This window comes from Novosphingobium sp. BL-A-41-Hi4B-X5A, assembly GCF_055521705.1.
Genome location: NZ_CM145500.1, coordinates 2,885,251 through 2,907,597 on the forward strand (window position 1 = coordinate 2,885,251; position 22,347 = coordinate 2,907,597).

21 protein-coding genes are annotated in these 22,347 nt (G+C 65.0%); 15 read left to right on the forward strand and 6 right to left on the reverse strand.

All coding sequences use genetic code 11. The annotated features are described in order from the left end of the window. Nucleotides 1-6: 6 nt before the first annotated feature. Complete coding sequence (locus tag ACZ1JY_RS14005) at nt 7-654, reverse strand: histidine phosphotransferase family protein (RefSeq protein WP_118072351.1); 648 nt, start codon at nt 652-654, stop codon at nt 7-9. Between the two features lie 79 nt (nt 655-733). Beyond that, nucleotides 734-1,156, reverse strand: a complete 423-nt coding sequence (locus ACZ1JY_RS14010) for a M67 family metallopeptidase (RefSeq protein ID WP_465129690.1) — start codon at nt 1,154-1,156, stop codon at nt 734-736. A 246-nt stretch (nt 1,157-1,402) separates the two neighbouring features. Here ACZ1JY_RS14010 and ACZ1JY_RS14015 point away from each other — a divergent pair, with 246 nt between their 5' ends. The 5 genes from ACZ1JY_RS14015 to ACZ1JY_RS14035 all read left to right on the forward strand — a co-directional run bounded on the left by ACZ1JY_RS14015 (nt 1,403) and on the right by ACZ1JY_RS14035 (nt 8,160). Further along, nucleotides 1,403-3,160: a methyl-accepting chemotaxis protein gene (locus tag ACZ1JY_RS14015; protein WP_465129691.1), complete on the forward strand. Its 1,758-nt coding sequence runs from the start codon at nt 1,403-1,405 to the stop codon at nt 3,158-3,160. Next, a complete protein-coding gene (locus ACZ1JY_RS14020) occupies nt 3,157-4,326 on the forward strand; it encodes a carbohydrate porin (protein WP_465129692.1) in 1,170 nt (389 codons plus the stop codon). The genes ACZ1JY_RS14015 and ACZ1JY_RS14020 overlap by 4 nt, the downstream gene beginning before the upstream one ends. Nucleotides 4,327-5,231: 905 nt before the next feature. Then, complete coding sequence (locus ACZ1JY_RS14025) at nt 5,232-5,648, forward strand: secondary thiamine-phosphate synthase enzyme YjbQ (protein ID WP_118072347.1); 417 nt, start codon at nt 5,232-5,234, stop codon at nt 5,646-5,648. A 194-nt stretch (nt 5,649-5,842) separates the two neighbouring features. Further along, on the forward strand, nt 5,843-7,768 hold the full coding sequence (locus ACZ1JY_RS14030) for a methyl-accepting chemotaxis protein (RefSeq protein WP_465129693.1): 1,926 nt from the start codon (nt 5,843-5,845) through the stop codon (nt 7,766-7,768). A gap of 41 nt (nt 7,769-7,809) precedes the next feature. Next, nucleotides 7,810-8,160: an energy transducer TonB gene (locus tag ACZ1JY_RS14035; protein WP_118072345.1), complete on the forward strand. Its 351-nt coding sequence runs from the start codon at nt 7,810-7,812 to the stop codon at nt 8,158-8,160. A gap of 119 nt (nt 8,161-8,279) precedes the next feature. Here ACZ1JY_RS14035 and ACZ1JY_RS14040 read toward each other — a convergent pair whose 3' ends face one another. The 4 genes from ACZ1JY_RS14040 to ligK all read right to left on the reverse strand — a co-directional run bounded on the left by ACZ1JY_RS14040 (nt 8,280) and on the right by ligK (nt 12,363). Further along, the gene (locus tag ACZ1JY_RS14040; protein ID WP_465129694.1) at nt 8,280-9,548 is read right to left on the reverse strand and encodes a Xaa-Pro dipeptidase; all 1,269 of its coding nucleotides are present in this window, start codon (nt 9,546-9,548) and stop codon (nt 8,280-8,282) included. A gap of 53 nt (nt 9,549-9,601) precedes the next feature. Then, nucleotides 9,602-10,492 carry an amidohydrolase family protein gene (locus tag ACZ1JY_RS14045; protein ID WP_465129695.1) on the reverse strand — a complete coding sequence of 297 codons (891 nt, stop codon included), beginning with the start codon at nt 10,490-10,492 and terminating at the stop codon, nt 9,602-9,604. Between the two features lie 136 nt (nt 10,493-10,628). Further along, entirely contained in the window at nt 10,629-11,696 is a 1,068-nt protein-coding gene (locus ACZ1JY_RS14050; protein ID WP_465129696.1) for a 4-oxalomesaconate tautomerase, read from the reverse strand. After that, nucleotides 11,689-12,363, reverse strand: a complete 675-nt coding sequence (ligK, locus tag ACZ1JY_RS14055) for a 4-carboxy-4-hydroxy-2-oxoadipate aldolase/oxaloacetate decarboxylase (RefSeq protein WP_039336089.1) — start codon at nt 12,361-12,363, stop codon at nt 11,689-11,691. Before ligK ends, ACZ1JY_RS14050 begins: the two co-directional genes overlap by 8 nt. A gap of 106 nt (nt 12,364-12,469) precedes the next feature. Here ligK and ligR point away from each other — a divergent pair, with 106 nt between their 5' ends. The 10 genes from ligR (at nt 12,470) to ACZ1JY_RS14105 (ending at nt 22,295) form a co-directional block, all read left to right on the forward strand. Further along, nucleotides 12,470-13,621, forward strand: a complete 1,152-nt coding sequence (gene ligR, locus ACZ1JY_RS14060; RefSeq protein WP_168902904.1) for an aromatic metabolism transcription factor LigR — start codon at nt 12,470-12,472, stop codon at nt 13,619-13,621. Nucleotides 13,622-13,684: 63 nt separating this feature from the next. Beyond that, nucleotides 13,685-14,506, forward strand: a complete 822-nt coding sequence (locus ACZ1JY_RS14065) for an NAD(P)-dependent oxidoreductase (protein WP_465129697.1) — start codon at nt 13,685-13,687, stop codon at nt 14,504-14,506. Beyond that, nucleotides 14,503-15,528 carry an amidohydrolase family protein gene (locus tag ACZ1JY_RS14070; protein ID WP_465129698.1) on the forward strand — a complete coding sequence of 342 codons (1,026 nt, stop codon included), beginning with the start codon at nt 14,503-14,505 and terminating at the stop codon, nt 15,526-15,528. Before ACZ1JY_RS14065 ends, ACZ1JY_RS14070 begins: the two co-directional genes overlap by 4 nt. Next, nucleotides 15,525-15,947: a protocatechuate 4,5-dioxygenase subunit alpha gene (gene ligA, locus ACZ1JY_RS14075; protein ID WP_465129699.1), complete on the forward strand. Its 423-nt coding sequence runs from the start codon at nt 15,525-15,527 to the stop codon at nt 15,945-15,947. The genes ACZ1JY_RS14070 and ligA overlap by 4 nt, the downstream gene beginning before the upstream one ends. After that, nucleotides 15,947-16,789 carry a class III extradiol dioxygenase subunit beta gene (locus ACZ1JY_RS14080; RefSeq protein ID WP_465129700.1) on the forward strand — a complete coding sequence of 281 codons (843 nt, stop codon included), beginning with the start codon at nt 15,947-15,949 and terminating at the stop codon, nt 16,787-16,789. The genes ligA and ACZ1JY_RS14080 overlap by 1 nt, the downstream gene beginning before the upstream one ends. A gap of 72 nt (nt 16,790-16,861) precedes the next feature. Continuing rightward, a complete protein-coding gene (locus ACZ1JY_RS14085) occupies nt 16,862-17,806 on the forward strand; it encodes a Gfo/Idh/MocA family oxidoreductase (RefSeq protein WP_465129701.1) in 945 nt (314 codons plus the stop codon). Nucleotides 17,807-18,020: 214 nt separating this feature from the next. Continuing rightward, entirely contained in the window at nt 18,021-18,809 is a 789-nt protein-coding gene (locus ACZ1JY_RS14090) for a CmcJ/NvfI family oxidoreductase (RefSeq protein WP_465129702.1), read from the forward strand. A gap of 56 nt (nt 18,810-18,865) precedes the next feature. Continuing rightward, nucleotides 18,866-20,347, forward strand: a complete 1,482-nt coding sequence (locus ACZ1JY_RS14095; protein WP_465129703.1) for a carotenoid oxygenase family protein — start codon at nt 18,866-18,868, stop codon at nt 20,345-20,347. Next, complete coding sequence (locus ACZ1JY_RS14100) at nt 20,344-21,261, forward strand: SDR family oxidoreductase (RefSeq protein WP_465129704.1); 918 nt, start codon at nt 20,344-20,346, stop codon at nt 21,259-21,261. The genes ACZ1JY_RS14095 and ACZ1JY_RS14100 overlap by 4 nt, the downstream gene beginning before the upstream one ends. A gap of 374 nt (nt 21,262-21,635) precedes the next feature. Further along, nucleotides 21,636-22,295, forward strand: a complete 660-nt coding sequence (locus tag ACZ1JY_RS14105) for a TetR/AcrR family transcriptional regulator (protein WP_465129705.1) — start codon at nt 21,636-21,638, stop codon at nt 22,293-22,295. Nucleotides 22,296-22,347 lie beyond the last annotated feature (52 nt).

The following is a 22,347-nucleotide window of genomic DNA, read 5'->3' on the forward strand; positions in this document are numbered from 1 at the left end:
CATCGATCAGGCAGCCGGGAGCACTGCGCCCATGACCAGGCTTTCCGCCGTGACGTGGACCTGCACGCCGCCGCCGACCGAGGCGGCAAGCTGCTGGACCATCGCGGCGGGCGCCGTCTTGCTGGACAGTTCGCTCATCGGCAGGGTGCCTTCGAGCGCCTGGCCGACAGCCGGATCGAACGCAACGCGCTGTCCGGCGGCGCGCACGACGATCTCGATCGCGCCGCCGTTCACCTCGGCGCCGATATCCAGCGTGCCGCCGCGGACCAGCGCGTCGAGCCCGATCAGGGCCAGGTTGAGCAGGGTCTTCACCGCCGGCTTGGCGAGGGCGTCGACGCCGAACATCCAGTTCACAGCGACGCGGCCGTTGCTGCCGGCCAGCGCGTCGATCAGGGCGCGCGCCTCGTTCACCGGCACGGAGTCGCCGAAGCCGCCTGCCGCACCGAAGGCAAGGCGGAAGAACTTGAGCTTGTCGGCCGATGCCTTCGCGCTCTGTTCAAGCAGTTCGAAGCAGCGCTGGCGCATTTCGGGGTCCTTCTCCTCGACAAGGAGTTCGAGACCGTTGGAAAGCGCGCCCACCGGGCTGAGCATGTCATGGCAAAGGCGCGAGCAGAGCAGGCTGGCGAGATCGAGCGCGGAAGCAGGTGCTGTCATGTTCTGATGGAAGGCCTTTTTGGATCAGTGGTCTGCGCAAGGGACTCTGTGCGAGCAAACGGGTTGATGGCTTACAGCCTTAGCCAGCGATGATCGCATAGGAAAGCGCTTCGAACCCGTTGGGGCCATCGTGCCAACACGTAATTGCCCACGGCTTGTCCCGTTGGCCGTCGCTGAGCGGCGCGGCAATCGCCCAGATCTTGCCATCGTGCGCGGCGCTGGCTGCGTCGGTGGTGGACGGGCGGGCAAGGCCATTGGGATGCGAGTGGAAATAGCCGAGCACTTCCGGCCCGCCGGCCCGCGCCGCCTTGTGCGCGGCGATCAGCGCGGCGGGATCGATCTCGAAGTGGCGGAGCGGATCCTGTGCAGCGTTTGTCGTCCGAACCGTCTGCTCGATGTGCGAGCCGCTGCCGAGCAGGATGCCGCAGGCTTCGGCCGGAGCGGCCTCCTGCGCCGCAGCGATGATCGCGGCCATGGCACTCGTGTCGATCTGGAGCGGCATGGGCAAGCTGTGCAGGAAGGGGGCAATAGTTGCAAGCGCAGCGCCCGCACTTCTGTGAGACGCCAATAATTCTGCGCGGCAGGATAGTTAATCCGATGAATAGCGTCTTGGTTGAATGCCGGTAATTGCCCCGCGTGGAATTACCTAAGGCCCTGCTTGGCCTATGTTTGCTGTTCCGCTGCACACTGCCGAACCTGTTGAAGCACCAGCGCAATGCTTGCGGTGCTCTGAGATACGGAGCGTCAGGTGGTTTCTGGGCAATCGATAAAGCGCAAGGTCACGATAGGCTGCTTGATCCTCGGCGCCGGGGCGCTGGCTTCGACCGCGCTCAGCATGGGCGGGATGTGGCGGCAGGAACTGGCGGTGGCCGAACTCAACGCCGCAACCGGCCTGTTGCGCGATCACATGGAGGCCGACATGGGCCACGATGCGATCCGCGGCGAAGTCGTCAGCATCGTCGCGGCCCGTCAGACGGCAGCGATTGACGGCGCAGAGGCCGCGCGTGAGCTCAAGGCGCGACTGGGCGAGTTCGAGAACCGGATGGCGCCAACGGCGCGGGCAACCGATGCGCCGCAAGTGCTCGCCGCGCGCAAGGCGGCGGACCCGGCGTTCCGGGACTACGTTGCGATCGGACGGTCGATCGCGGCGGCAGCAGAGCAGGGCGCGGTCCCCGACGACGCCGAGTTGCAGCGCTTCCAGCAGCGGTTCAGCCAGCTCGAAGGCGAGATGGCCAAGATTTCGGATGCGGTTGAAGCTCATGCTGCGCAGACAGTCAGCGCGGCCGATGCGGTTGCGCAGCAGGCGCGGCTTATCTCGCTCGCGAGCCTGCTGCTGCTGTTGCTTGCACTCGCCTGGGTCGCCCGTTATGCGCGGCGGGATCTGGTGACCGCGATCATCGCCATCTCGGAGCGGGTACAGGCGATGGCCGCGGGGCGGCTCGACGTGACGATGGCGGGCGAAGACCGGCCAGATGAGATCGGCGACCTAGCGCGTGCTGTGGTGGAACTGCGCGACAACCTGAGCGAGGCACGGGCCGATACGGCGCGGCAGGCCGAAGCCATTGTCGCCTCGATCGGTACCGGCCTCAGCGAGCTTGCTGCGGGCAATCTTGCCTATCGCATCGACGTTCCGCTTTCAGGGCCGTTCGAAAAGCTGCGGCGCGATTTCAACGGGGCGCTGGGCGAACTGGGTTCGGCGCTGGCCAAGATGCAAGCGTCGACCGAGCGGCTGCACGGCGTGGCGCGCGATATCGGCGGTGCGGCCGGAGACCTGTCGAACCGCAACGCCAACCAGGCGGCGAGCCTTGAGGAAACCGCCGCTGCGATCGCCAGCCTTTCGCGGCGGGTGCAAGGATCGACCGAGGCGGTCTCGACCGCGCGCACTGCCGTCGATCAGGTCGGGCAGGAGATCAATCGCGGTGGCGAAGTGATCCAGCACGCCGAAGCGGCGATGGACCGCATCGAGAGCGCTGCGCAGGAGATCGGCTCGATCGTCAGCGTGATCGACGGGATCACCTTCCAGACCAACCTGCTCGCGCTCAACGCCGGTGTCGAGGCGGCGCGCGCCGGGGATGCCGGCAAGGGCTTTGCCGTGGTGGCGAACGAGGTGCGCGCGCTGGCGCAGCGCAGCGCGGATGCCGCGCGTGAGATCAGGGACCTGATCACCAATGCCTCGGGCGAGATCGGCAATGGCGTGACGCTGGTGCGCGATGCCGGATCGAGCCTGCGCGCCATCACGGGGCAGATGGACGAGATCAACCGGGTGATGGAAGTGGTCGAGGCGGGCGCGAGCGAGCAGGACCTTTCGCTGCGCTCGATCGATGCCACGTCAAAGCAGATCGAGCAGATCACGCAGAGCAACAGCGCGGTGGCCGAACAGGTCAGCGATGCCAGCCATCGGGTGATCGCCTCGATCGAGGAAGTCGTGCAGCAATTGTCGCGCTTCGAGATCGGGCACGGCAGCCATGCCGCTGCGGTTGGGGCGCCGAGGGCGCTGGCGGCATGATCGGGCGGATGCTCTCTTGCGGCGTGGCCTTGGGGCTGGCGCTCGGCGCGCCTGGTGCGCAGGCTCAGGATGCGCCGCCGCCTCCGGTCGATCTGGCGGGTGAGGCGATTGTCGATCTGGCGCAGCTCGTTTCGGGAAACGGCGACCGCAAGGTGCGGGCGCTGACCAACGTGAATCTCACCGCCGATCTCGACCTTGCCCGGCTGATCGGGCTGGACGGGACCCGCGCCCACTTCCACGTCCTCGACAATCGCGGGGGGCGGCCCAACGATGCCGCGGCGACGCTGCAGGGCGTGGACAATATCGAAGTGCCCTATGCCGGCCTGCGCCTGTTCGAGGCATGGGTGGAGCGGGACATCGGCGGTGGCGGAGCGTCGCTGCGGATGGGTCTCTATGATGTGAACAGCGAGTTCTACGCCAACGATTCCGCCGGCCTCCTGATCGCCCCGCCTTTCGGAATCGGTTCGGAACTGGCGGCGACGGGGCCGAACGGTCCCTCGATCTTTCCCTCGAGCGCGCTGGCGGCGCGGCTCTATGTGCCGGTTGGCGAGGCATTCGTGCGGCTGGGCGTGATCAATGCGCGGGCGAGCACGCTGGGGGACCGGGGTGGGGTGGATTTCAGCTTTCGCGATGGTGTGCTGCTGATCGGTGAGGTCGGGAGGTCCGAGGGGCGGCTGCGCGGCAACCTTGGCGTATGGCGCTACTCCCGCAATCCCGAGAACTGGTACGAAACCGCGCCGGATGGCTCGCCACTGCGCAAGCCTTCGCAAGGGGCCTATGCGGTGGTCGAGGGCGATCTTCTGCCTGAAGGCAGCGCGCGGCAAGTGACGGCGTTCCTGCGCGCAGGCCTGTCCGATCCGCATACGACGCCGTTTCATGGCGGTTTTCAGGCGGGGCTGTTGATGGCGCCGGCGCTGGCCTCGCGCCCGGACAGCCAGGTCTCGCTTGGGACGCACCACGCCTGGACGAGCAACCACTTCCGCGACGCCATGCGCGCCGAAGGTGGCAACCCCGGCAACGAGACGGTGGTGGAACTGACCTATTCCGACCAGATCGTGCCTTGGCTGGCGCTGCAGCCGGACGTGCAGTGGGTGCACCAGCCGGGGGGCGACCGCGATGTGCCCGATGCGGTGGTGGGGATCGTGCGGCTGACCTGGAGTTTTTGAGCACTTGCTTAGCGCCGCTTGCCCACCCCGCTGCGACTAGCTTCACTGCGTTCAGCAAGTCTCGCGGCCCTCCCGCCTGCGGGAGGGCAGAAGTCCCCCCCCTCCCGCAAGCGGGAGGGGCTGGGGGTGGGCATCGCGGATACGCGATGTGGGAGATCATCCGCTGGCGAGCGCGGACGGTAACGCCGGTGGGAAGCGGACAGATCGCGCGACCGGTGCGGTGCCGTTGTGGCACGCAAGGGATGGGGCGCGGGACCGGTTGCGAGTGGCCGGGGGGCGGTTCCGGACCCCTGATCGGCTCAGCCTGATGGTCGGACATAGGTGACGGGACGAAGCGTCAGCAGCGGCTCGCGGGCTACCTTGGCTTCTGGCAAGCGGCTGCGTGAAAAGAACCTGTCGTTTGCGCAGACACTGTCACGCAAGTCAGGCGGGTTCCGCATCCGCAGCGTCGCTCAGGGTTCGGCGCCGTGCTATCAGCCCTGGGTTGTCCTGTCTGTCCTTGGGTAACGACAGGTCTTGCCCGGTGGGTCTTGGGCTTTACGCCCCTCGTTGAACCCGCGCGCACCTGCCGCACCGATCGCGCCGGAAGCCTTTGCCCCAAATTGCTCTGGGCATCGGCGTCCGAAGGGAGAGGAGCGGGTTGGCCTTGTGCCCTCTCCTGACCTGTGGGCGGGGCTTATAACCTATATGGTTCGTTTTGTCAAGGTCTATTAGCGCGACCCCATCGTCATCCCGGGCTTGACCCGGGATCCCGCTTTCTTGTCGCGAGGGTGTGCAGGAAGAAGAGCCCAGCCCCGGGTCAAGCCCGCGGCGACGATAGTGTTTCGCGTGAGGTGACCGTGGGATTCCGATAGTAAGGACGGTTTCGCGCTTGGGCGCAGGAGAATTGCTGCCATAAAGGCCGCATGCGCCAGTCTGCCACCGAGATCGTCATTGCCACCCCGGGCCAAGGCCTGCACGAGATCACTCGCGACGTGGTGCGCTGGACTGGCGATCAGGGCATGACCACCGGCTTGCTGACCGTGTTCTGCCGCCATACCTCGGCTTCCCTGACCATTCAGGAAAACGCGGCGCATGAAGTGCGGGGCGATATCGTCCGCTGGCTTTCCCGTCTTGCACCGGAAAACGATGGTTATGCCCACGATGATGAAGGTCCGGACGACATGCCGGCGCACCTGAAGTCGATCCTTACCGGCGTATCGCTGTCGATCCCGCTGGTTGGCGGACAGCTGGCGCTGGGCACCTGGCAGGGATTGTATCTGTGCGAGCATCGCAGGGCGGGCCATCGCAGGCGCGTGGCGCTGCATCTTCTTGGTGCTTGACCCGTCTGAGCCGTTAACCATGCGAACTGCGCGATGACTGGCCGATAGCCGCCTGAACGGCTGCTCTTTGGCAATCCGCCTGTGGAAAACCTTTCCGCGCCACTGCGCGACTCTACGGGTCTGCCTCCTTACCGAAAGTTCCCCCCTCGCGGCGTAAGCGGGTGACATGCCGGAAGGCCTGTCGGGGAACATGGATGTTCAGCTTCAACATAACCAAAAAATTCATCGCTGCCTTTGCAGTGCTGCTTGCGGCGATGGCAGGCATGGGCCTGTTCGCGATTTCCAAGATCGGCGAGGTCAACGCCATCGCCGCCGAACAGCGCGACGTGTGGATACCCAGCGCGGAAAAGCTGGGCGACATTCACGCCTTCACCTCGCAGTATCGCCTTAGGCAGGGCGAGATGTTCAGCGCGGCGACGCCTGAGGCGGTGGCGCGCGGCCAGAAGCTGCTCAAGAATGCGCGCAGCGCGATCGATGCGGAAATTGCCGAGTTCGAAAAGCTTGCGATCACGCCGGACCAGAAGACCGGCGCTGCCGCGCTGAAGCAGGCCTGGACGACTTTCGTTGCACAGGACGAAAGCATGCAGGCGATGGCGGTGGGCGGGAACACCCAGAGCGCCCAGGCCATGCACGATGCCGAAGGCATCGACACCTTCTATGCCCTGGAAGACTCGATCCTCGCCGTGATCGAGGCCAACAAGAAGGATGGCGCTGCGGTCGCCGCCAATGCCGAGAAGATCTATGCCTCGGCGCGCAAGTTCACCTTCGCCGCGCTTGGCCTTGCTCTGCTCAGTGCGGTTGTCCTGCTGTTCTATCTCATTCGCAACATTGCCAAACCGGTCGTGTCGATGTCCGACGCCGTATCGCGCCTGATCGATGGCGATCATGCCGTGGCCGTCCCGGGCCTTGGCCGATCGGACGAACTTGGCCAGCTGGCCCGCTCCCTTGATCGCTTCCGCGATGTCTTTGCATCGGACCATGCCCGCGCCGAGGCCGAGACGCAGCGCGCCCGCGAAGTGCAGTTGACCATCGATGAAATCGGCGAAGGTCTGACCGCGCTGGCGGAAGGCAACCTTACTCACCGCGTCAAGGAGAACGGATCGGGCGCGCTGGCCAAGCTGCATGTCGACTACAATGCTGCGGTGACTGCGCTTGAACGGGTGCTGGGCAAGATCGTCGAGGGTTGCCACACGATCAAGCTGGGTACGGACGAGATTTCGAGCGCGGCTTCGGACCTGGCGCTGCGCACCGAGCAGCAGGCCACGTCGCTCGCCGAAACATCGCGGACGATCAACGAGTTCAGCTCATCGGTCAGGACAACGGCCGAGAACGTGAAGCAGACGAGCACCCGCCTGTCGGTGGCCCGCAGCACCGCCGACGGTGTGGGCGATACCGCCAATCGCGCCGTGGCCGCCATGCGCAGCATCGAAGCCAGTTCACGCGAGATGGCCGAGATCGTGGGCGTCATCGACGGCATTGCCTTCCAGACCAACCTGCTTGCGCTCAATGCCGGGGTCGAGGCCGCGCGCGCCGGTGATGCCGGCAAGGGCTTTGCGGTGGTCGCCACCGAAGTGCGTGCCCTGGCGCAGCGCTCGGCCGATGCCGCGAAGTCTATCCGCGACCTGATCGGCAAGAGCACCGAGGAAGTCAGCGGCGGGGTTGCCCTGGTTGAATCCAGCGGTGATGCTTTGCGCCAGATCGTCAACGAAGTGAGCGCAGTTTCGGAGCTGGTCGATCAGATTGCCGAGGCTGCCGGACAGCAGGCAGCGGGCATCGCCGACATTTCGGCAATGGTCGGTTCGATGGACAGCTTCACCCAGCGCAACGCCGCGATGGTCGAGGAAAGCTCGGCGGGAACGCGCAATCTTTCGAACGAGACCATTGCGCTGGTGGAGCAGGTAGGCCGCTTCCGCCTTGGCACGAGCGGCCAGGCCCGGTCGTCGGGGCTATCCTCGGCCAAGCCGCAAGCTTCGCCGCCCGCAGCGCCAAAGCCCGCGCCGAGGCCGCTACCGGTGGCTGCTGCGACAGCAGAGCCCGCCCCACCTCCGGCACCGCGGTCCGCTCCGGTCCTCGGCAATACCGCGCTGAAGGTAGACGAGGACGACTGGTCCGAATTTTGAAAACTGCACCGTCATTCAACAAGATCGAAGGAAACCGTATCATGAAGATTATCGACAGGATCGCCCTTGGCATTGCCTCGCTTGCCTTTGCCGCAACCGCTGTGCCAGCCTTTGCCCAGTCTGCCGAGTGGCAGAAGCAGGTGACGCGCATCATCGCCTCGAAGCAGACCTATCCGCGCACGGCCCAGATGCGCGGCGAGGAAGGCACCGCCAAGGTCAAGGTCTTCGTCGGCGCTGGCGGCAACATCGAGCGCACCGAGCTTGTCGCGCCCTCGGGCTCGAGCACGCTCGACAAGGAAGCGCTGGCCATGCCGACGCGCGCCGGTTCTGTGCCGCCGCCGCCGGGTGGCGCGACGGCCGTCATCGTGCCGGTGACGTGGAAGCTGCTCTGAACGAGCGATGATTGCCTTTCTGGCAGGCTTCCCCCCCTCTGAGCCTGTCGGTTGTTGCCGGTCCTCCCTGCCGGCACAGATCGGGGCGGCCTCAATCCGAAGGCTGCCCCGATTTTTGGCTATCTGACCAGTTCGCCACCCTTCATGACGTGGCGCACGTTTTCGAGGACGGAGATATCGGCCAGGGGATCGCCGCTGACCGCGACCATGTCGGCCCAATGACCGGGCGAGAGTGCGCCGACATCCTTGCTCCACCCCAGCAGCTCGGCGGCGACGGTGGTGGCCGACTGGATCGCCTGCATCGGCGTCATCCCGTAGCGGACCATGTACTTGAACTGCCGCGCATTGGCGCCGTGCGGATAGACCCCTGCGTCGGTGCCGTAGCTCAACCTGACACCGGCCTTGACCGCCTTGCGGAAGCCCGCGCGCTGGGCTTCGGTAGTCTCGTCGTTCTTGCGCAGCATGTCGGCAGGCCAGCCATCGCGTTTGCCGACCTCGGCGATGAAATCTCCGTTGTAGATATCCATGTCGAGCCAGACGCCGCGTGCCCTGGCAAGGGCAATGCCTTCATCATCGATAAGGCTGGCATGTTCGATGGCCTTGACGCCCGACTGGATGGCAAGCTTGATGCCGGCGGCGCCATGGGCATGCGCGGTAACCCATGAACCGCGCTGGCGGGCAACGTCGACCGCTGCCTTCATCATCTCGCCCGAAAGTTCGATCTGGCCGGGTTCGGTTCCTTGCGCCAGGACTGCGCCGGTGGCGATCAGCTTGATCGAATCCGCACCGTTCTGGAACAGCGCGTTGACCTTGCGGGTAACGTCCGCCGCATCGGTGACGACGCCTGCGCGCATGTCGGCAGGCACGGTGACATCGGGCGCAAAGCCGGTCACTTCGCCGCCGCCGCCGGGAATGGTGACGTAGGCGCCTACCGCGCTGATGCGAGGGCCGGGCACATCGCCACGGTTGATCGCGTTGCGCAGTTCGACATCGGCGTAGGCGCGGAACGAGCCGACATCGTGGACCGAGGTGAAGCCTGCGAGCAGGGTCTTCCTGGCGTTGCGCGCGCCGATGAAGCCGATCTCCATGGCCGAGTGCAACAAGGGTTCGGCAATGTTGCTGGACTGTTCGACATCGGCGAGGTGCACGTGGCAGTCGATCAGGCCGGGCAGGACGGTGAAGGCAGACCAGTCCACGACGTTTGCGCCTGCGGGCAGGGGGGCATCGGGCTGGACCGATACGACGCGCCCGTCCTCGACCTTGAGCACCTGTGCGGTGAGCACCCGCCCCGCTTCCGGATCGACCAGTCGCCCGGCGCGGACGTAGAGCGTTTCGGCGCTTGCCGTGGCGGGGATCAGGGCGAGGAAGGGGAGAAGGCGGCGCAGCATGGTGCGCAGATTATCGCACCACGCTGCAAGCGCAATTGGCGAAGCTCCGGACCTCAGTCGGCCCAGTAGAGCTTCATCGGATTGTCGATCAGCAGCTTGCGCTGAAGTTCGTCAGTCGGCGCGATGCGCGGGATCATGTCGACGAGGTGGCCGTCGTCAGGGATCTCGGTGTCCATGTTGGGGTGCGGCCAGTCGGTGCCCCACAGCACGCGGTCCTGATAATCGGCGACGAGCGGCGCGACCGCATCGGCAAAGGCATTCCACGGATCGCCCGCGCCGCCTTCCTTGATGGCATCGAGCCGGTCGGGGCAGGTGGCCTTGAACCAGATGTCCTCGCGGCTGTTCAGGAAATTGCGGAAGGCCTTCATGTCGGCACCGTCGGGGCCTTGGCGCACATCCGGACGGCCCATGTGGTCGATGACGAGGGGGACGGGGATGGCGTCCATGAACGGGCGCAGTTCCTCGAGGATATCGGCCTCGAAATAGATCACGACGTGCCAGCCCTTGGGCAGGCGCTGGGCGACTTCGAGGAACTTGTCCTTGGGCGCATCATCGACGAGGCGCTTGAGGAAGTTGAAGCGGATGCCGCGGATGCCGCCATCGTGCAGGGCTTGGAGGTCTGCTTCCGAGATTGCCGGATCGACGACCGCGACGCCGCGCGCCTTGCCGTTTGACTTGGCGATGGCGTCCAAGGTGGCAGCATTGTCGGTGCCGTGGCAGCTAGCCTGCACAATCACGTTCTTGTCAAAACCGAGATGATCGCGCAGCGCGAAGAGCATGTCCGGCCCGGCGTCCTGTGGCAGGTACTTGGCCTTGGCGCTGAACGGGAACTGCGCCATCGGCCCGAAGACGTGGCAGTGCGCGTCCACGGCGCCCGGCGGCGGGGTGTAGCGCGGCTTGCTGGGATTGGCGTGCCAGCTGATGATGCGGTTCTGGTCGGTCATGCGATCTTCCCTTCATGCTCTCTCCCCTTGAGGGGAGAGATACGCAGGCTTGTCAGCTTGCTGACTAGCCGAAGTTGAGAGGGGATCTAGCGCCTGCCCCTCTCCCAACCCTCTCCCCTGAAGGAGAGAGGGCTACTTAACCAAACACCACCCCATCCATCAGCTTGCGCGCAGTGCGCAGGAGGGCGGCGGTGCGGACTTCGCCACTGTCGTCCACTTCCAGCACGCAACTCATCTCGCCGGTGGGGTGCTCGACCGAAAGCAGCTTGCGGCTGCCTTCGGGGATCGAGGCGACTTCGGCGGCGGGGGAGCCCGGGATCAGGCAGGCGGTGGCGACGCTGACCGCGCCGAGTACGCCGATGGTGGCGTGGGCGCGATGGGGGATGAAGCTGCGCACGGTGACCGCGCCGCCGTTCCTGGGCGGGGCGACCAGCATCATCTTCGGCACCGACTTTTCCTTGACGTCGCCGAGGTTCATGCGTTCGCCGACGGCGAGGCGGATGGCTTCGATCTTCGCCTTGAGGTCGGTGGCGTTGTCGAGCCAGTCGCGGTCCTCGTAACCGGTGATGCCAAGGTCCTCGGCCTTCATCACCACGCAGGGCATGCCGTTGTCGACCAGGGTGACGGCGACGCCATTGACCACATCGACCGCGTTGCCGGTGGGCAAGAGTGCGCCGCAGGATGACCCGGCGGTATCGCGGAATTCGAGCGGCACGGGAGCGTGGGTGCCGGGGACACCGTCGATCTTCGCATCGCCCTTGTAGGTGACCTTGCCATCGGGCGTGCTGACCGTGGCGACAGCGACCTGTCCCGTATTCTCCATGTAGATGGCGACGCGGGTTTCTTGCGCACTGGCGGCGACAAGGCCGCGCTCGATGGCGAAGGGGCCGACGCCGGCGAGGATGTTGCCGCAGTTCTGCGCGTCGGTGACGATGGCCTGATCGACGAAGACCTGGAGGAACAGGTAATCGACATCAATGCCTTCGCGGGTGGATTTCGAGACGACCGCGACCTTGCTCGTCAACGGATCGGCGCCGCCCATTCCGTCGATCTGCACGGGATCGGGGCTGCCCATCATGGCCAGCAGGAAGGCATCGCGCTTCGCGGTGTCTGCTGGCAGATCGTCCTTGAGGAAATAGCCACCCTTGGACGTGCCGCCGCGCATCCACATGCATTGTATGCCTTCGGGGATGCCCTCAGACATACTTCAGCCCTTCCTTCTCGAGGCGTTCGCGCATCTTGTACATGTCGAGGCCGAGGACGCCGGCGGCGAGCTTTTCGCGCTTTTCGCCTTCGTTGGCTTCGCGAGCCTGCGCGGCCTTGAGGACTTCGGCGGCCTTTTCGCGGGGCACGACGCAGACGCCATCGTCGTCGGCGACGATCACGTCACCGGGGTTCACCAGTGCATTGGCGCAGACGACGGGGACGTTGACCGAGCCTAGCGTGTTCTTGACGGTGCCTTGCGCGTAGATCGCCTTGGACCAGACGGGGAAGTTCATTTCCGTCAAGTCGCGCACGTCGCGCACGCCTGCGTCGATCACCAGGCCGCGGCAGCCGCGCGCCTGGGCGCTGGTGGCGAGGAGGTCGCCGAAGTAGCCGTCTTCGCAAGGGCTGGTCGGAGCAAGCAGGAGGATGTCTCCGGCCTGGAGCTGTTCGATGGCGACGTGGACCATCCAGTTGTCACCCGGAGGGGCGCTGATCGTGACGGCGCTGCCGGCGATGCGGGCGCCGCGATAGATCGGGCGCATGTAGGAGGCGAGCAGGCCGGTGCGGCCTTGCGCTTCGTGGACGGTGGCGACGCCACAGGCGGCAAGGCCATCGATCACGGCTGGATCGGCACGTTCGATGTTCTGGACGACGATTCCCGACATTTCCGGCTCCCATGGAAAACTGTTCGCGGGTTCCATGCGACTGCGGCGCGCGGGGAACCAATGCAATGTTTGGCACTGGCCATAAGGAAATGCTAAGCGATGGACCATGCAGCTCCACGCGATCAATGTCCGGCACATTGCGGCTTTCGCGGCAACGGTCCGCCATGGCAGCGTGACGCGGGCGGCGCGGGCGGTGAACCTGACGCAGCCTGCGCTGACGCAGGCTATTGCGCGGCTGGAGGCGGACCTGGGCTGTGCGCTGTTCGAACGCGGGCCAGCGGGGATGACGCCGACCGAACCGGCGTTGCTGCTGGCGCCGCGTGCCGAGGCAGCGATTGCGCATGTCGGCTCTCCGCGCGTGACGGGGACGCAATTGCGGGCGTTCCTGGCGCTGGCGCGGGCCGGGTCATATGCGGTGGCGGCGGAAGCTACGGGTCTGTCTTCGGCGTCGCTGCACCGGGCGGTAGCGGACCTTTCGGTGGCGCTGGGGCAGCGGCTGGTGGACCGGCGCGGGCGCTCGGTAATGCTGACCCCTGCGGGCGAGCGGCGCGCGCGCGGGTTCGGTCTGGCCATGGCGGAGCTGCGGTCAGGCCTTGCCGAAGTGGCGGCGTGGCAGGGCAAGGCGGCGGGGCGCGTGGTTGTCGGCGCGATGCCACTGAGCCGGGCGCGGTGGTTGCCCGAGACGATCCTGCGCTTTGCCGCCGCGCATCCGGGGGTGGACGTGGCGGTGGTCGAAGGGAGCCATGCCGAGCTTTCGGGGCCACTGCGCGATGGTGAAGTGGACCTGATGCTGGGGGCGCTGCGTGATGCGTCCTCGCTCGACGACCTGGCGCAGGAGGCGGTGTTCGAGGACCGGCCCGCGCTGGTCATGCGTGCCGGGCACCCCTTGTTGGCTGGCGCGGTGGATGGGGTGGCGCTGGCGGGCTTTCCATGGATCCTGCCCGCAAGTGACACGCCCTTGCGCCACTATTGGGAAGGCATGATGCGCGGCGCCGGGGCCGAGCCGCCGCGCGTGGGGATCGAGTGCGGATCGGTGCTGACGGTGCGGCAATTGCTGCTGGGATCGGACGCGCTGACGCTGCTTTCCCCGGCGCAACTGGCGGTAGAACTCGATGCAGGGGTGCTGGCGACGCTGCCGCCGCCGGTGCCGGTCGCGCGGACCATCGGTATCACCACGCGCGAGGGCTGGCGGCCGACGGCTCCGCAGGCCGCGTTCGTCGCACTGCTGCGCGAGGTTGCCGCAGAAGGGTTTGCATAAACTTATACCTGTGGCGATGTTTGCATTTGTTCCTTCGCGCGCACCAACGCAGGACCGCTGGCCATGGAGAGCGTTATTGCCCTGATCGGCTTCGGTGAGGCCGGGTCCACTTTTGCCAAGGCGGCAGGCTGGGAGTCTGCGGCGCTGGCGTTCGACATCAACCCGGCGCGCCGGGCGGTGATGGAGCAGGCCGGCGTGGTGATCTGCGGCACGGCCGAAGATGCGCTTGGCGATGCCGACATTGTGCTGTCGCTGGTGACGGCGGATTCGGCGCTGCCTGCGGCTGTTGATTATGCCGGTCTGCTGAAAGCAGGCGCGATCTGGTGCGACATGAATTCCGTCGCGCCCGATACCAAGCGCGCGGCGGCCAAGACGATCGAGGCAGCGGGCGGGCGCTATGTCGACGTGGCGGTGCTGGCCCCGGTGAACCCGGCGCGGATGAACGTGCCGCTGCTGATTTCGGGTGCCCATGCGGCAGAGGCCGAGGCGCGGCTGCAGGCGATGGGGTTTGCCAAGACGCGCGTTGTCGGTGACGAGATTGGCCGGGCCAGCGCGATCAAGATGATCCGTTCGATCATGGTCAAGGGCGTCGAGGCGCTGACCGCCGAGATGATGCTTGCGGCGACGAAAGCGGACGTGGTCGACGAAGTGCTGTCGTCACTGGATGCCAGCGAGAAGACGCAAAGCTGGTTCGAGCGTGCCGAGTACAATGTCGAGCGCATGACGACCCATGGGCTCCGCCGCGCCGCCGAGATGGAAGAAAGCTGCAAAACGCTGGAATCGCTGGGCGTAGAGCCGGTGATGACCAGCGGCACGGTGAAGCGCCAGCGCGAGCAGGCGGGCAAGACAATCGCATTCAACCTTGAGAGGACTGAAGTCGCATGACCATGATCATCGACTGCCACGGCCACTACACCGTGCTGCCAAAGGCGCACGACGAGTGGCGCGAGAAGCAGAAGGCCGCGTTCAAGGCCGGGACCGAGTGCCCGCCGTACCCCGAGATCTCGGACGACGAGATCCGCGAGACGATCGAGAGCAACCAGCTCCGCCTGCTGAAAGAGCGCGGTGCGGACATGACGATCTTCAGCCCTCGCGCCTCGGCGATGGCCCCGCATGTGGGCGACCAGTCGGTTGCGGTGAAGTGGGCGCAGGTGTGCAATGACCTGATCGCGCGCGTGGTGGGGCTTTACCCCGAGACTTTCGCGGGCGTGTGCATGCTGCCGCAGTCGCCGGAAGCGGACATGACCAGCTCGATTGCAGAGCTGGAGCGGTGCGTGAACGAGCTGGGCTTCATCGGCTGCAACCTCAATCCCGATCCGGGCGGCGGGCACTTTAAGCATCCCCCGCTGACGGACGAATACTGGTTCCCGTTCTACGAGAAGATGTGCGAGCTGGACGTTCCGGCGATGATCCACGTCTCGGGATCGTGCAACCCGGCGATGCATGCGACCGGCGGCTACTACATTGCGGCTGACACCATCGCGTTCATGCAGCTGCTGGAAGGCGACCTGTTCAGCCGTTTCCCCACGCTGCGCTTCATCATTCCGCATGGTGGCGGTGCGGTGCCGTACCACTGGGGACGCTATCGCGGGCTGGCCGACATGCTGAAGAAGCCGGGCCTCGACACGCACCTGATGAACAATGTGTTCTTCGATACCTGCGTCTACCACCAGCCGGGGATCGACCTGCTGGCCGACGTGATTGAGAACAAGAACATCCTGTTCGGCTCGGAAATGGTCGGCGCGGTGCGCGGCATCGACCCCACCACCGGGTTCTATTTCGACGACACCAAGCGCTATGTCGATGCGCTCGACATCAGCGACGCTGAACGCCATGCGATCTTCGAGGGCAACGCGCGCCGCGTGTTCCCGCGCCTCGACGCCAAGCTGAAGGAGAGGGGCCTGTGACTGAAGCAGTCAAGCCGACCCAGAACATCCACGAATACCTCGCCGAGTTCGAGGATATCCCCGGCACCCGCGTGTTCACCGCCAAGCGCGCCCGCAAGGGCTACTGGATCAACCAGTTCGCCATGAGCCTGATGAAGCCCGAGAACCGCGAACGGTTCAAGGCTGACGAGCGCGCCTATCTCGACGAGTGGAAGATCAGCGAGGAAGCCAAGCAGGCACTGCTCAAGCGTGATTACAACGCGCTGCTCGACCTTGGCGGGAACGTCTACTTCCTGTCGAAACTGTTCTCGTCTGACGGACTGCCGTTCGCCGAGGCGGTCAGCACGATGACCGACATGACCTGGCCGGAATACCGCCAGATGATGCTGGATGGCGGCCGCTCGCCCGAAGGCAATCGCTCGATCAAAGGAGGCTACTGATGGCCAAGATTACTGCTGGCGTCGGCTCCAGCCACGTTCCGCTGCTTGGCGTCGCTGTCGACCAGGGCAAGTGGCAGGACGACTACTTCGGCCCGATCTTCAAGGGCTATGAGTGGACCCGCGAATGGGAAAAGCAAGAGAAGCCCGACGTCGTGATTCTGGTCTACAATGACCACGCATCGGCATTCGACGCGAACATCATCCCGACTTTCGCGATCGGTTGCGGCGAGCACTACAAGTCGGCTGACGAAGGCTGGGGTCCGCGCCCGGTTCCCGACGTCGAAGGCCACGCCGATCTTGCCTGGCACATCGCGCAGAGCCTGATCCTCGAAGACTTCGACATGACGATCATCAACGAGATGGACGTCGACCACGGGCTGACCGTGCCGCTTTCGATGATGTTCGGCCAGCCCGAGAAATGGCCGGTAAAGGTCGTGCCGCTGGCGGTCAATGTCGTCACCTACCCGGTGCCGTCGGGCAACCGCTGCTGGGCGCTCGGCGAGGCCATCGCTCGGGCGGTCGAAAGCTTCCCCGACGATCTCAACGTGCAGATCTGGGGCACGGGCGGCATGAGCCACCAGCTTCAGGGCCCTCGCGCCGGTTTGCTCAACCGGGAGTGGGACAACAAGTTCCTCGACATGCTGGCATCGGACAACGACGACGTCCGCCACATCCCGCACATCGAATATCTGCGCGAGACCGGCAGCGAAGGCATCGAGATGGTCATGTGGCTGATCATGCGCGGCGCGCTGGGCAAGAGCGTGAAGACGCTCAACCGCCACTACCACATTCCGTGCAGCAACACCGCGATCGGGCACATCGTGCTCGAACCGGCGGACTGACGTTCACCTCATCCACCCTTGCCGGGTAGCCCTCACCGGCTACCCGGTCCTTTTTCAAGAAAGGGACAAGACATGCGCATAGCCCTGGCAGGCGCCGGTGCGTTCGGCGAAAAGCACCTGGACGGCCTGAAGAATATCGACGGCGTCGAAATCACCTCGATCGTCAGCCGTACCGGCGAACAGGCTGCTGCCGTGGCCGCCAAGTATGGCGCCAAGCACTCCTCGACCGAGCTGGAAGATGCACTGGCCCGCGACGACGTGGACGCGGTGATCCTGTGCACGCCGACGCAGATGCACGCTGCGCAGGCCATCGCCTGCATGAAGGCGGGCAAGCACGTGCAGGTGGAAATCCCGCTGGCCGACAGCTGGGCGGATTCGCAGGAAGTGCTGCGCGTTCAGGAAGAGACCGGCAAGGTCTGCATGGTCGGCCACACCCGCCGCTTCAACCCCAGCCACCAGTTCGTGCACAACCGGATCAAGGCTGGCGAATTCAACGTCCAGCAGATGGACGTGCAGACCTACTTCTTCCGTCGCCGCAACATCAACGCCAAGGGTGAGCCGCGTTCGTGGACCGACCACCTGCTGTGGCACCACGCCGCGCACACGGTGGACCTGTTTGCCTATCAGGCTGGCAAGATCGTCAAGGCCAACGCCGTCGAAGGCCCGATCCATCCCGAGCTTGGCATTGCGATGGACATGTCGATCCAGCTCAAGAGCGAGAGCGGCGCGATCTGCACGCTGTCGCTGTCGTTCAACAACGACGGGCCGCTCGGCACCTTCTTCCGCTACATCGGCGATACCGCGACCTACATCGCGCGCTACGACGATCTGGTGAACGGCAAGGAAGAGCCGATCGACGTTTCCAAGGTGGACGTCAGCATGAACGGCATCGAATTGCAGGACCGCGAGTTCATCGCCGCGATCCGCGAGGGGCGTGAGCCGAACAGCTCGGTGCAGAAGGTGTTCGACTGCTACCGCGTACTGGGCGAGCTGGAACAGCAACTCGCCGCCGGCTGATCTTGGAAAGGCCCGCCCGAAACGGCGGGCCTTTTTAGTTGGGGAGCGATCACACTGCCCTCCATCCTCGTCACCCCGGACTTGATCCGGGGTCCCGCTTTCTTCTGCGAGGTTTAGGAAGTGAAGCGGGACCCCGGGTCAGGCCCGGGGTGACGTGAACTGAAATCGTTAAAGCCGAACCCGCACCAAAAGCAGGCCGGCCAAGGAGAGCATGATGGAAGCACGCATCGCCTACTCGGGGCGCAAGTTCGCGCGGCCGCGCTACTACGCCAATGCGCACGAGCGCGATGAAGTGGACATCGTGCCGGTGCCAATGGCGATGACCGATGCGCGGGGGCTGGGCACTTCCATCGACCGCGAGGGTTTCGAGATCGTGGCGCACCGCAGCGCCGTTACCGACTTTGCCGATCGCGAGCTGGTAGCGCGCATCCACATGCGCGAAATCGAGGAGCTGGTGCAGGCGCAGACCTGGGTGGACTTCGTCCACGTCGGCGCGCCGGGGCTGCTGCGCTTTTCCGAGAGGAGCGGCAAGGCGGGGAGCCTCGACAATTCGATGCCGGCGCGCTTTGCGCACATCGACATTTCCGATGCGACGGCCCGCGCCTTTGCCGAGCGGGGCGCGGGCGGGCGGTCCTACCTCAGGTGCGCGCATTACAATGTCTGGCGCGCGATTTCGCCGCCGCCGCAGGACGTGCCGCTGGCGTTCTGCGATGCGCGCAGTCTTGCGCCCGTGGACCTGATCGCCGCCGATGCCGTGTTCGATGCGCCGGGGCAGCCGGAGTGGTCGTTCGAAGGGCTGGTCGTAGCGCACAATCCGGCGCACCGCTGGCACTGGTTCTCGCAGATGACCATCGACGAGGCGGTGCTGTTCAAGACCAGCGACAGCGATCCTGCCCGTGCGCATCACGTGCCGCACGTGGCGTTCGATCTGCCAAATTGTCCCGCCGACGCGCCCCCGCGTGTCAGCATCGAAATGCGCGCGACGGCCTATTGGTGGGCTTGAACGCGGCGCGCATTGCGCTACACATACCGTAACAAATGATAGGGTGAGGTGTGGTGATGGGTGCGTATCCGCAGACGATCTACTTTACCGGTGCGAACGAGCCGGTGGGGCAGGAAGTGGACCTGCGCGGGCTGAAGGTGGAGGGCGACCTGCCCGCCGAGGTGCGCGGCAGCTTCTATCGCGCCGTACCTGATCCCGCCTTCCCGCCGATGTTCGACAATGACCACACCCTTTCGGGTGATGGCATGGTCAGCCGCCTTTCGTTCAACGGTGACGGAACTGCGGATTTCATCATGAAGTTCGTGGAAACCGCGCGCTACAAGGCGGAGAAGGCGGCGGGCAAGGCGCTGTTCGGCAAGTATCGCAATCCGTTCACCGACGATGCCTCGGTGCAGGGCGTGGACCGCACGGTGGCGAACACCACGCCGGTGTGGCACGCCGGGCGCCTGCTGATGGCCAAGGAGGACGGGCGGCCCTATCGCGTCGATCCGAAGACGCTCGAAACGCTCGGTTCCTACGATTTCGGCGGCGCGCTGAAGTCTGAAACGATGACCGCGCACGTGCGGATCGATGCCGACACGGGCGAGCTGTTCTTCTATGGCTACGAGGCGGACGGTCAGGCATCGACCAAGGTGGCCTATTGCGTGGTCGCACCGGATGGCACGCTCAAGTCCGAGCAGTGGTTCGATGCGCCCTACTGCGCGATGATGCATGATTTCACGATCAGCGAGAACTACGCGGTGTTCCCGATCTACCCGACAACGGCGGACCTCGACCGGCTGAAGGCGGGCGGGGAGCACTGGCATCATGAGCCGGAGCTGGACAGCTGGCTGGGCGTGATGCCGCGATATGGCGATGTGTCTGAAATCAAGTGGTTCAAGGGGCCGAAGGGCTGCCATTCGTACCACATGATGAACGCGTGGGAGGATGCAGACGGCATGCTCCACTTCGATGCGTGCCTGAACAACACCAATGCTTTCGCCTTCATCCGTGAGCCTTCGGGCATCCAGATGGGCCCGCAGGACATGAAGGGCGCGCTGACGCGTTGGACGGTCGATCCGAAGGCTGACGGTGGCGAGGTGGTCGAAACCGTAATCGGGCCTCCGGGGGATTTTCCGGTGATTCCGGCGAAGCTGCAGGGGCGGCCGTACAAGACCGGCTTCATGCTCTCTATGAATCCCGAGCTGAAGGGGCCGCCGTTGTTTGCGGGGCCGGTCGGCGTCAGCTTCAACATCTTGCTGCGATTGGACGGGATGGACACGCCGATGCCGCAGGTGACCAACGCGCTCGCCCTGCCGCCAATGGCCGGGTTCAACGAGCCGGTGCACGTGCCTGCTGCGGACCCTGCGAAGGACGGCTGGCTGGTGTTCATCATGGACCAGCAGACTGGCGACAACCAGTTCATCCACGAAGCATGGGTTGTCGATGCCGGGAACATCGGGGCCGGGCCAGTGGCCAAGGTGCACATCCCCACGCGGCTGCGTCCGCAGGTACACGGGTGGTGGGTGCCGCAGGCGCAGCTGGACATGCTCGCATGAGCCGGATCGTCATTACCGGAGCTTCGGGCAATTATGGCCGTGGCGTCACCGATCGGCTGATTGCGGAAGGGCGGGCAAGCGATCTGATCCTGATCACGCGCAAACCGGAGAAACTGGCCGACCGCGCCGCGCAAGGGTGCATCGTGCGCTATGGCGATTTCGACAAGCCCGAAACGCTGGAGCAGGCAGTGCAGGGGGCGGAGCGGATGCTCCTGATCTCGGGCACTCGCGTCGGCGCGCGGGTGGTGCAGCACAAGGCGGCGATCGATGCGGCGGCTGCAGCGGGCGTCGGGCATGTGGTCTACACCAGCTTCATCGGTATCGATGATCCCGCCAATCCCGCCGAAGTGCGGCACGATCATATCGAGACCGAACGCCTGATCCGGGCATCCGGCTGCGGCTGGACCATGCTGCGCGATGCGCACTATGCCGACGCGATGATCCTGATGGCAGGACCGGGCGTGATGCAGAGCGGCAAGTGGTTCTCCAACGCCGGGGAAGGCCGCGAGGCCATGGTCTGGCGCGACGACTGCATCGAAAGCGCCGTGGCGGTGCTGACGGGCGAGGGCCATGAAGGCCAGATCTACAACATCACCGGGCCGGAACTACAGACCTTCCGCGAGGTCGCGGCGATCATGGCCGAAGTCACGGGGCGGGTGGTCGAATACGTCTCGCTGGATGATGAAGGCCAGTACGCGATGTTCGACGCAATGGGCATCCCGCGCCGCCCGGTCGATGATCTGGAAGTCGCCGGCATTCCCTGGAACAGCGACGACATGGTCAGCTTCGGCCGCGCGATCCGCGAAGGGTTCCTCGAGCTTTGCACCGATGACGTCGAGAGGCTGACCGGGCGCAAGGCGCGATCGGTGCGCCAGATGATCGAGGACAACACGGCCATGCTGCGTGGGGTGTGAGGCGCCAATCAGGCGACGCCTGATTCAGCAAGATCACGCCAGCAGCACGCCCAACGATTTCGCTGCTACAACCTCATGATCACATCGTTGCTGTCGTATTCTCCAGCATAAATCGAATGCAATCAAAGCGTGCCGCCGAATCAGGTCGGTGATTGCCCTTGACCTGCCCCCCGCTGCCTCCCTCCATCCGATGCAGAAGACTCTTGTCATGACCGCGGGATCAGCGGGGGGGGGGGGGGAGATCAGCTGGCAAGTCGGTTTCCAGGCAACTTGCGCCATTCTGCCAACAAATTCTTGCCTGCGCGAAGCCGGTGCCAGATTTGGCAATTTGTCAGATTGGTTTATGAGCCCATGCAAACGGTGCGAGGTTGAAGGTGGCAGACGCAAGATCTGACAAGGCGCGCAGGCTTGAACTAGGCCGGCAGCGGCGAGCGAAGACACGCGCCAAGGTCATCGCCGCAGCGTTCGAATTGTTTGGCGAGGAAGATGGCCTTTACGCGCGGATCGAGGACGTCTCGCAGCGCGCCGGCATCACCCGCGCGACGTTCTACGACCATTTCTCCGGCATGAGCGAGCTTCGTGAAGCCGTGACCTACGAGGTCACCCACGATTTCCTGACCGCAGTCACCCGCACCGTTTCGCTCCTGCCCGACCCGCGCGAACGCATCTCGGCAGCAATCCGCTTCTATCTGCACCGCGTGCGCGAGGTTCCCGGCTGGGGGCGGTCAATGATCAATCTCAGCGCGAATGGCATCATCTTCGGCGCGGAAACCTTCCGCCAGGCAGAACTTACGGTGATGGAGGCGATCGCCGCCGGTTACCTGACGATCGCGGACAGCGCCCTTGGCAGAGATGCGATCCTGGGGACGACCATCGCCGCGATCTCGACGATGCTGCGAGAGGAACGGGACGGCAATTACCCCGAACAGGTCGTCGCCACGATCCTCGTGGGCCTCGGTGTAGCTCCGGCAGATGCACGGGAAATCACCGAAAAGCCGTTGCCCGCGCTGATCCCGGCACCTCTCCAAGGATAAACTTGACGATCTGCAAGATCGAACATATCCCAACTTAAATCTGACATGTTGT

Bases quoted from the DNA above. Each gene is read 5' to 3' on its own strand.
- ACZ1JY_RS14005 (WP_118072351.1), bottom strand. From the start codon at position 654: ATGACAGCACCTGCTTCCGCGCTCGATCTCGCCAGCCTGCTCTGCTCG.
- ACZ1JY_RS14010 (WP_465129690.1), bottom strand. From the start codon at position 1,156: ATGCCGCTCCAGATCGACACGAGTGCCATGGCCGCGATCATCGCTGCG.
- ACZ1JY_RS14020 (WP_465129692.1), top strand. From the start codon at position 3,157: ATGATCGGGCGGATGCTCTCTTGCGGCGTGGCCTTGGGGCTGGCGCTC.
- ACZ1JY_RS14025 (WP_118072347.1), top strand. From the start codon at position 5,232: ATGCGCCAGTCTGCCACCGAGATCGTCATTGCCACCCCGGGCCAAGGC.
- ACZ1JY_RS14030 (WP_465129693.1), top strand. From the start codon at position 5,843: ATGTTCAGCTTCAACATAACCAAAAAATTCATCGCTGCCTTTGCAGTG.
- ACZ1JY_RS14035 (WP_118072345.1), top strand. From the start codon at position 7,810: ATGAAGATTATCGACAGGATCGCCCTTGGCATTGCCTCGCTTGCCTTT.
- ACZ1JY_RS14040 (WP_465129694.1), bottom strand. From the start codon at position 9,548: ATGCTGCGCCGCCTTCTCCCCTTCCTCGCCCTGATCCCCGCCACGGCA.
- ACZ1JY_RS14045 (WP_465129695.1), bottom strand. From the start codon at position 10,492: ATGACCGACCAGAACCGCATCATCAGCTGGCACGCCAATCCCAGCAAG.
- ACZ1JY_RS14050 (WP_465129696.1), bottom strand. From the start codon at position 11,696: ATGTCTGAGGGCATCCCCGAAGGCATACAATGCATGTGGATGCGCGGC.
- ligK (WP_039336089.1), bottom strand. From the start codon at position 12,363: ATGTCGGGAATCGTCGTCCAGAACATCGAACGTGCCGATCCAGCCGTG.
- ligR (WP_168902904.1), top strand. From the start codon at position 12,470: ATGCAGCTCCACGCGATCAATGTCCGGCACATTGCGGCTTTCGCGGCA.
- ACZ1JY_RS14065 (WP_465129697.1), top strand. From the start codon at position 13,685: ATGGAGAGCGTTATTGCCCTGATCGGCTTCGGTGAGGCCGGGTCCACT.
- ACZ1JY_RS14070 (WP_465129698.1), top strand. From the start codon at position 14,503: ATGACCATGATCATCGACTGCCACGGCCACTACACCGTGCTGCCAAAG.
- ACZ1JY_RS14080 (WP_465129700.1), top strand. From the start codon at position 15,947: ATGGCCAAGATTACTGCTGGCGTCGGCTCCAGCCACGTTCCGCTGCTT.
- ACZ1JY_RS14085 (WP_465129701.1), top strand. From the start codon at position 16,862: ATGCGCATAGCCCTGGCAGGCGCCGGTGCGTTCGGCGAAAAGCACCTG.
- ACZ1JY_RS14090 (WP_465129702.1), top strand. From the start codon at position 18,021: ATGGAAGCACGCATCGCCTACTCGGGGCGCAAGTTCGCGCGGCCGCGC.
- ACZ1JY_RS14095 (WP_465129703.1), top strand. From the start codon at position 18,866: ATGGGTGCGTATCCGCAGACGATCTACTTTACCGGTGCGAACGAGCCG.
- ACZ1JY_RS14100 (WP_465129704.1), top strand. From the start codon at position 20,344: ATGAGCCGGATCGTCATTACCGGAGCTTCGGGCAATTATGGCCGTGGC.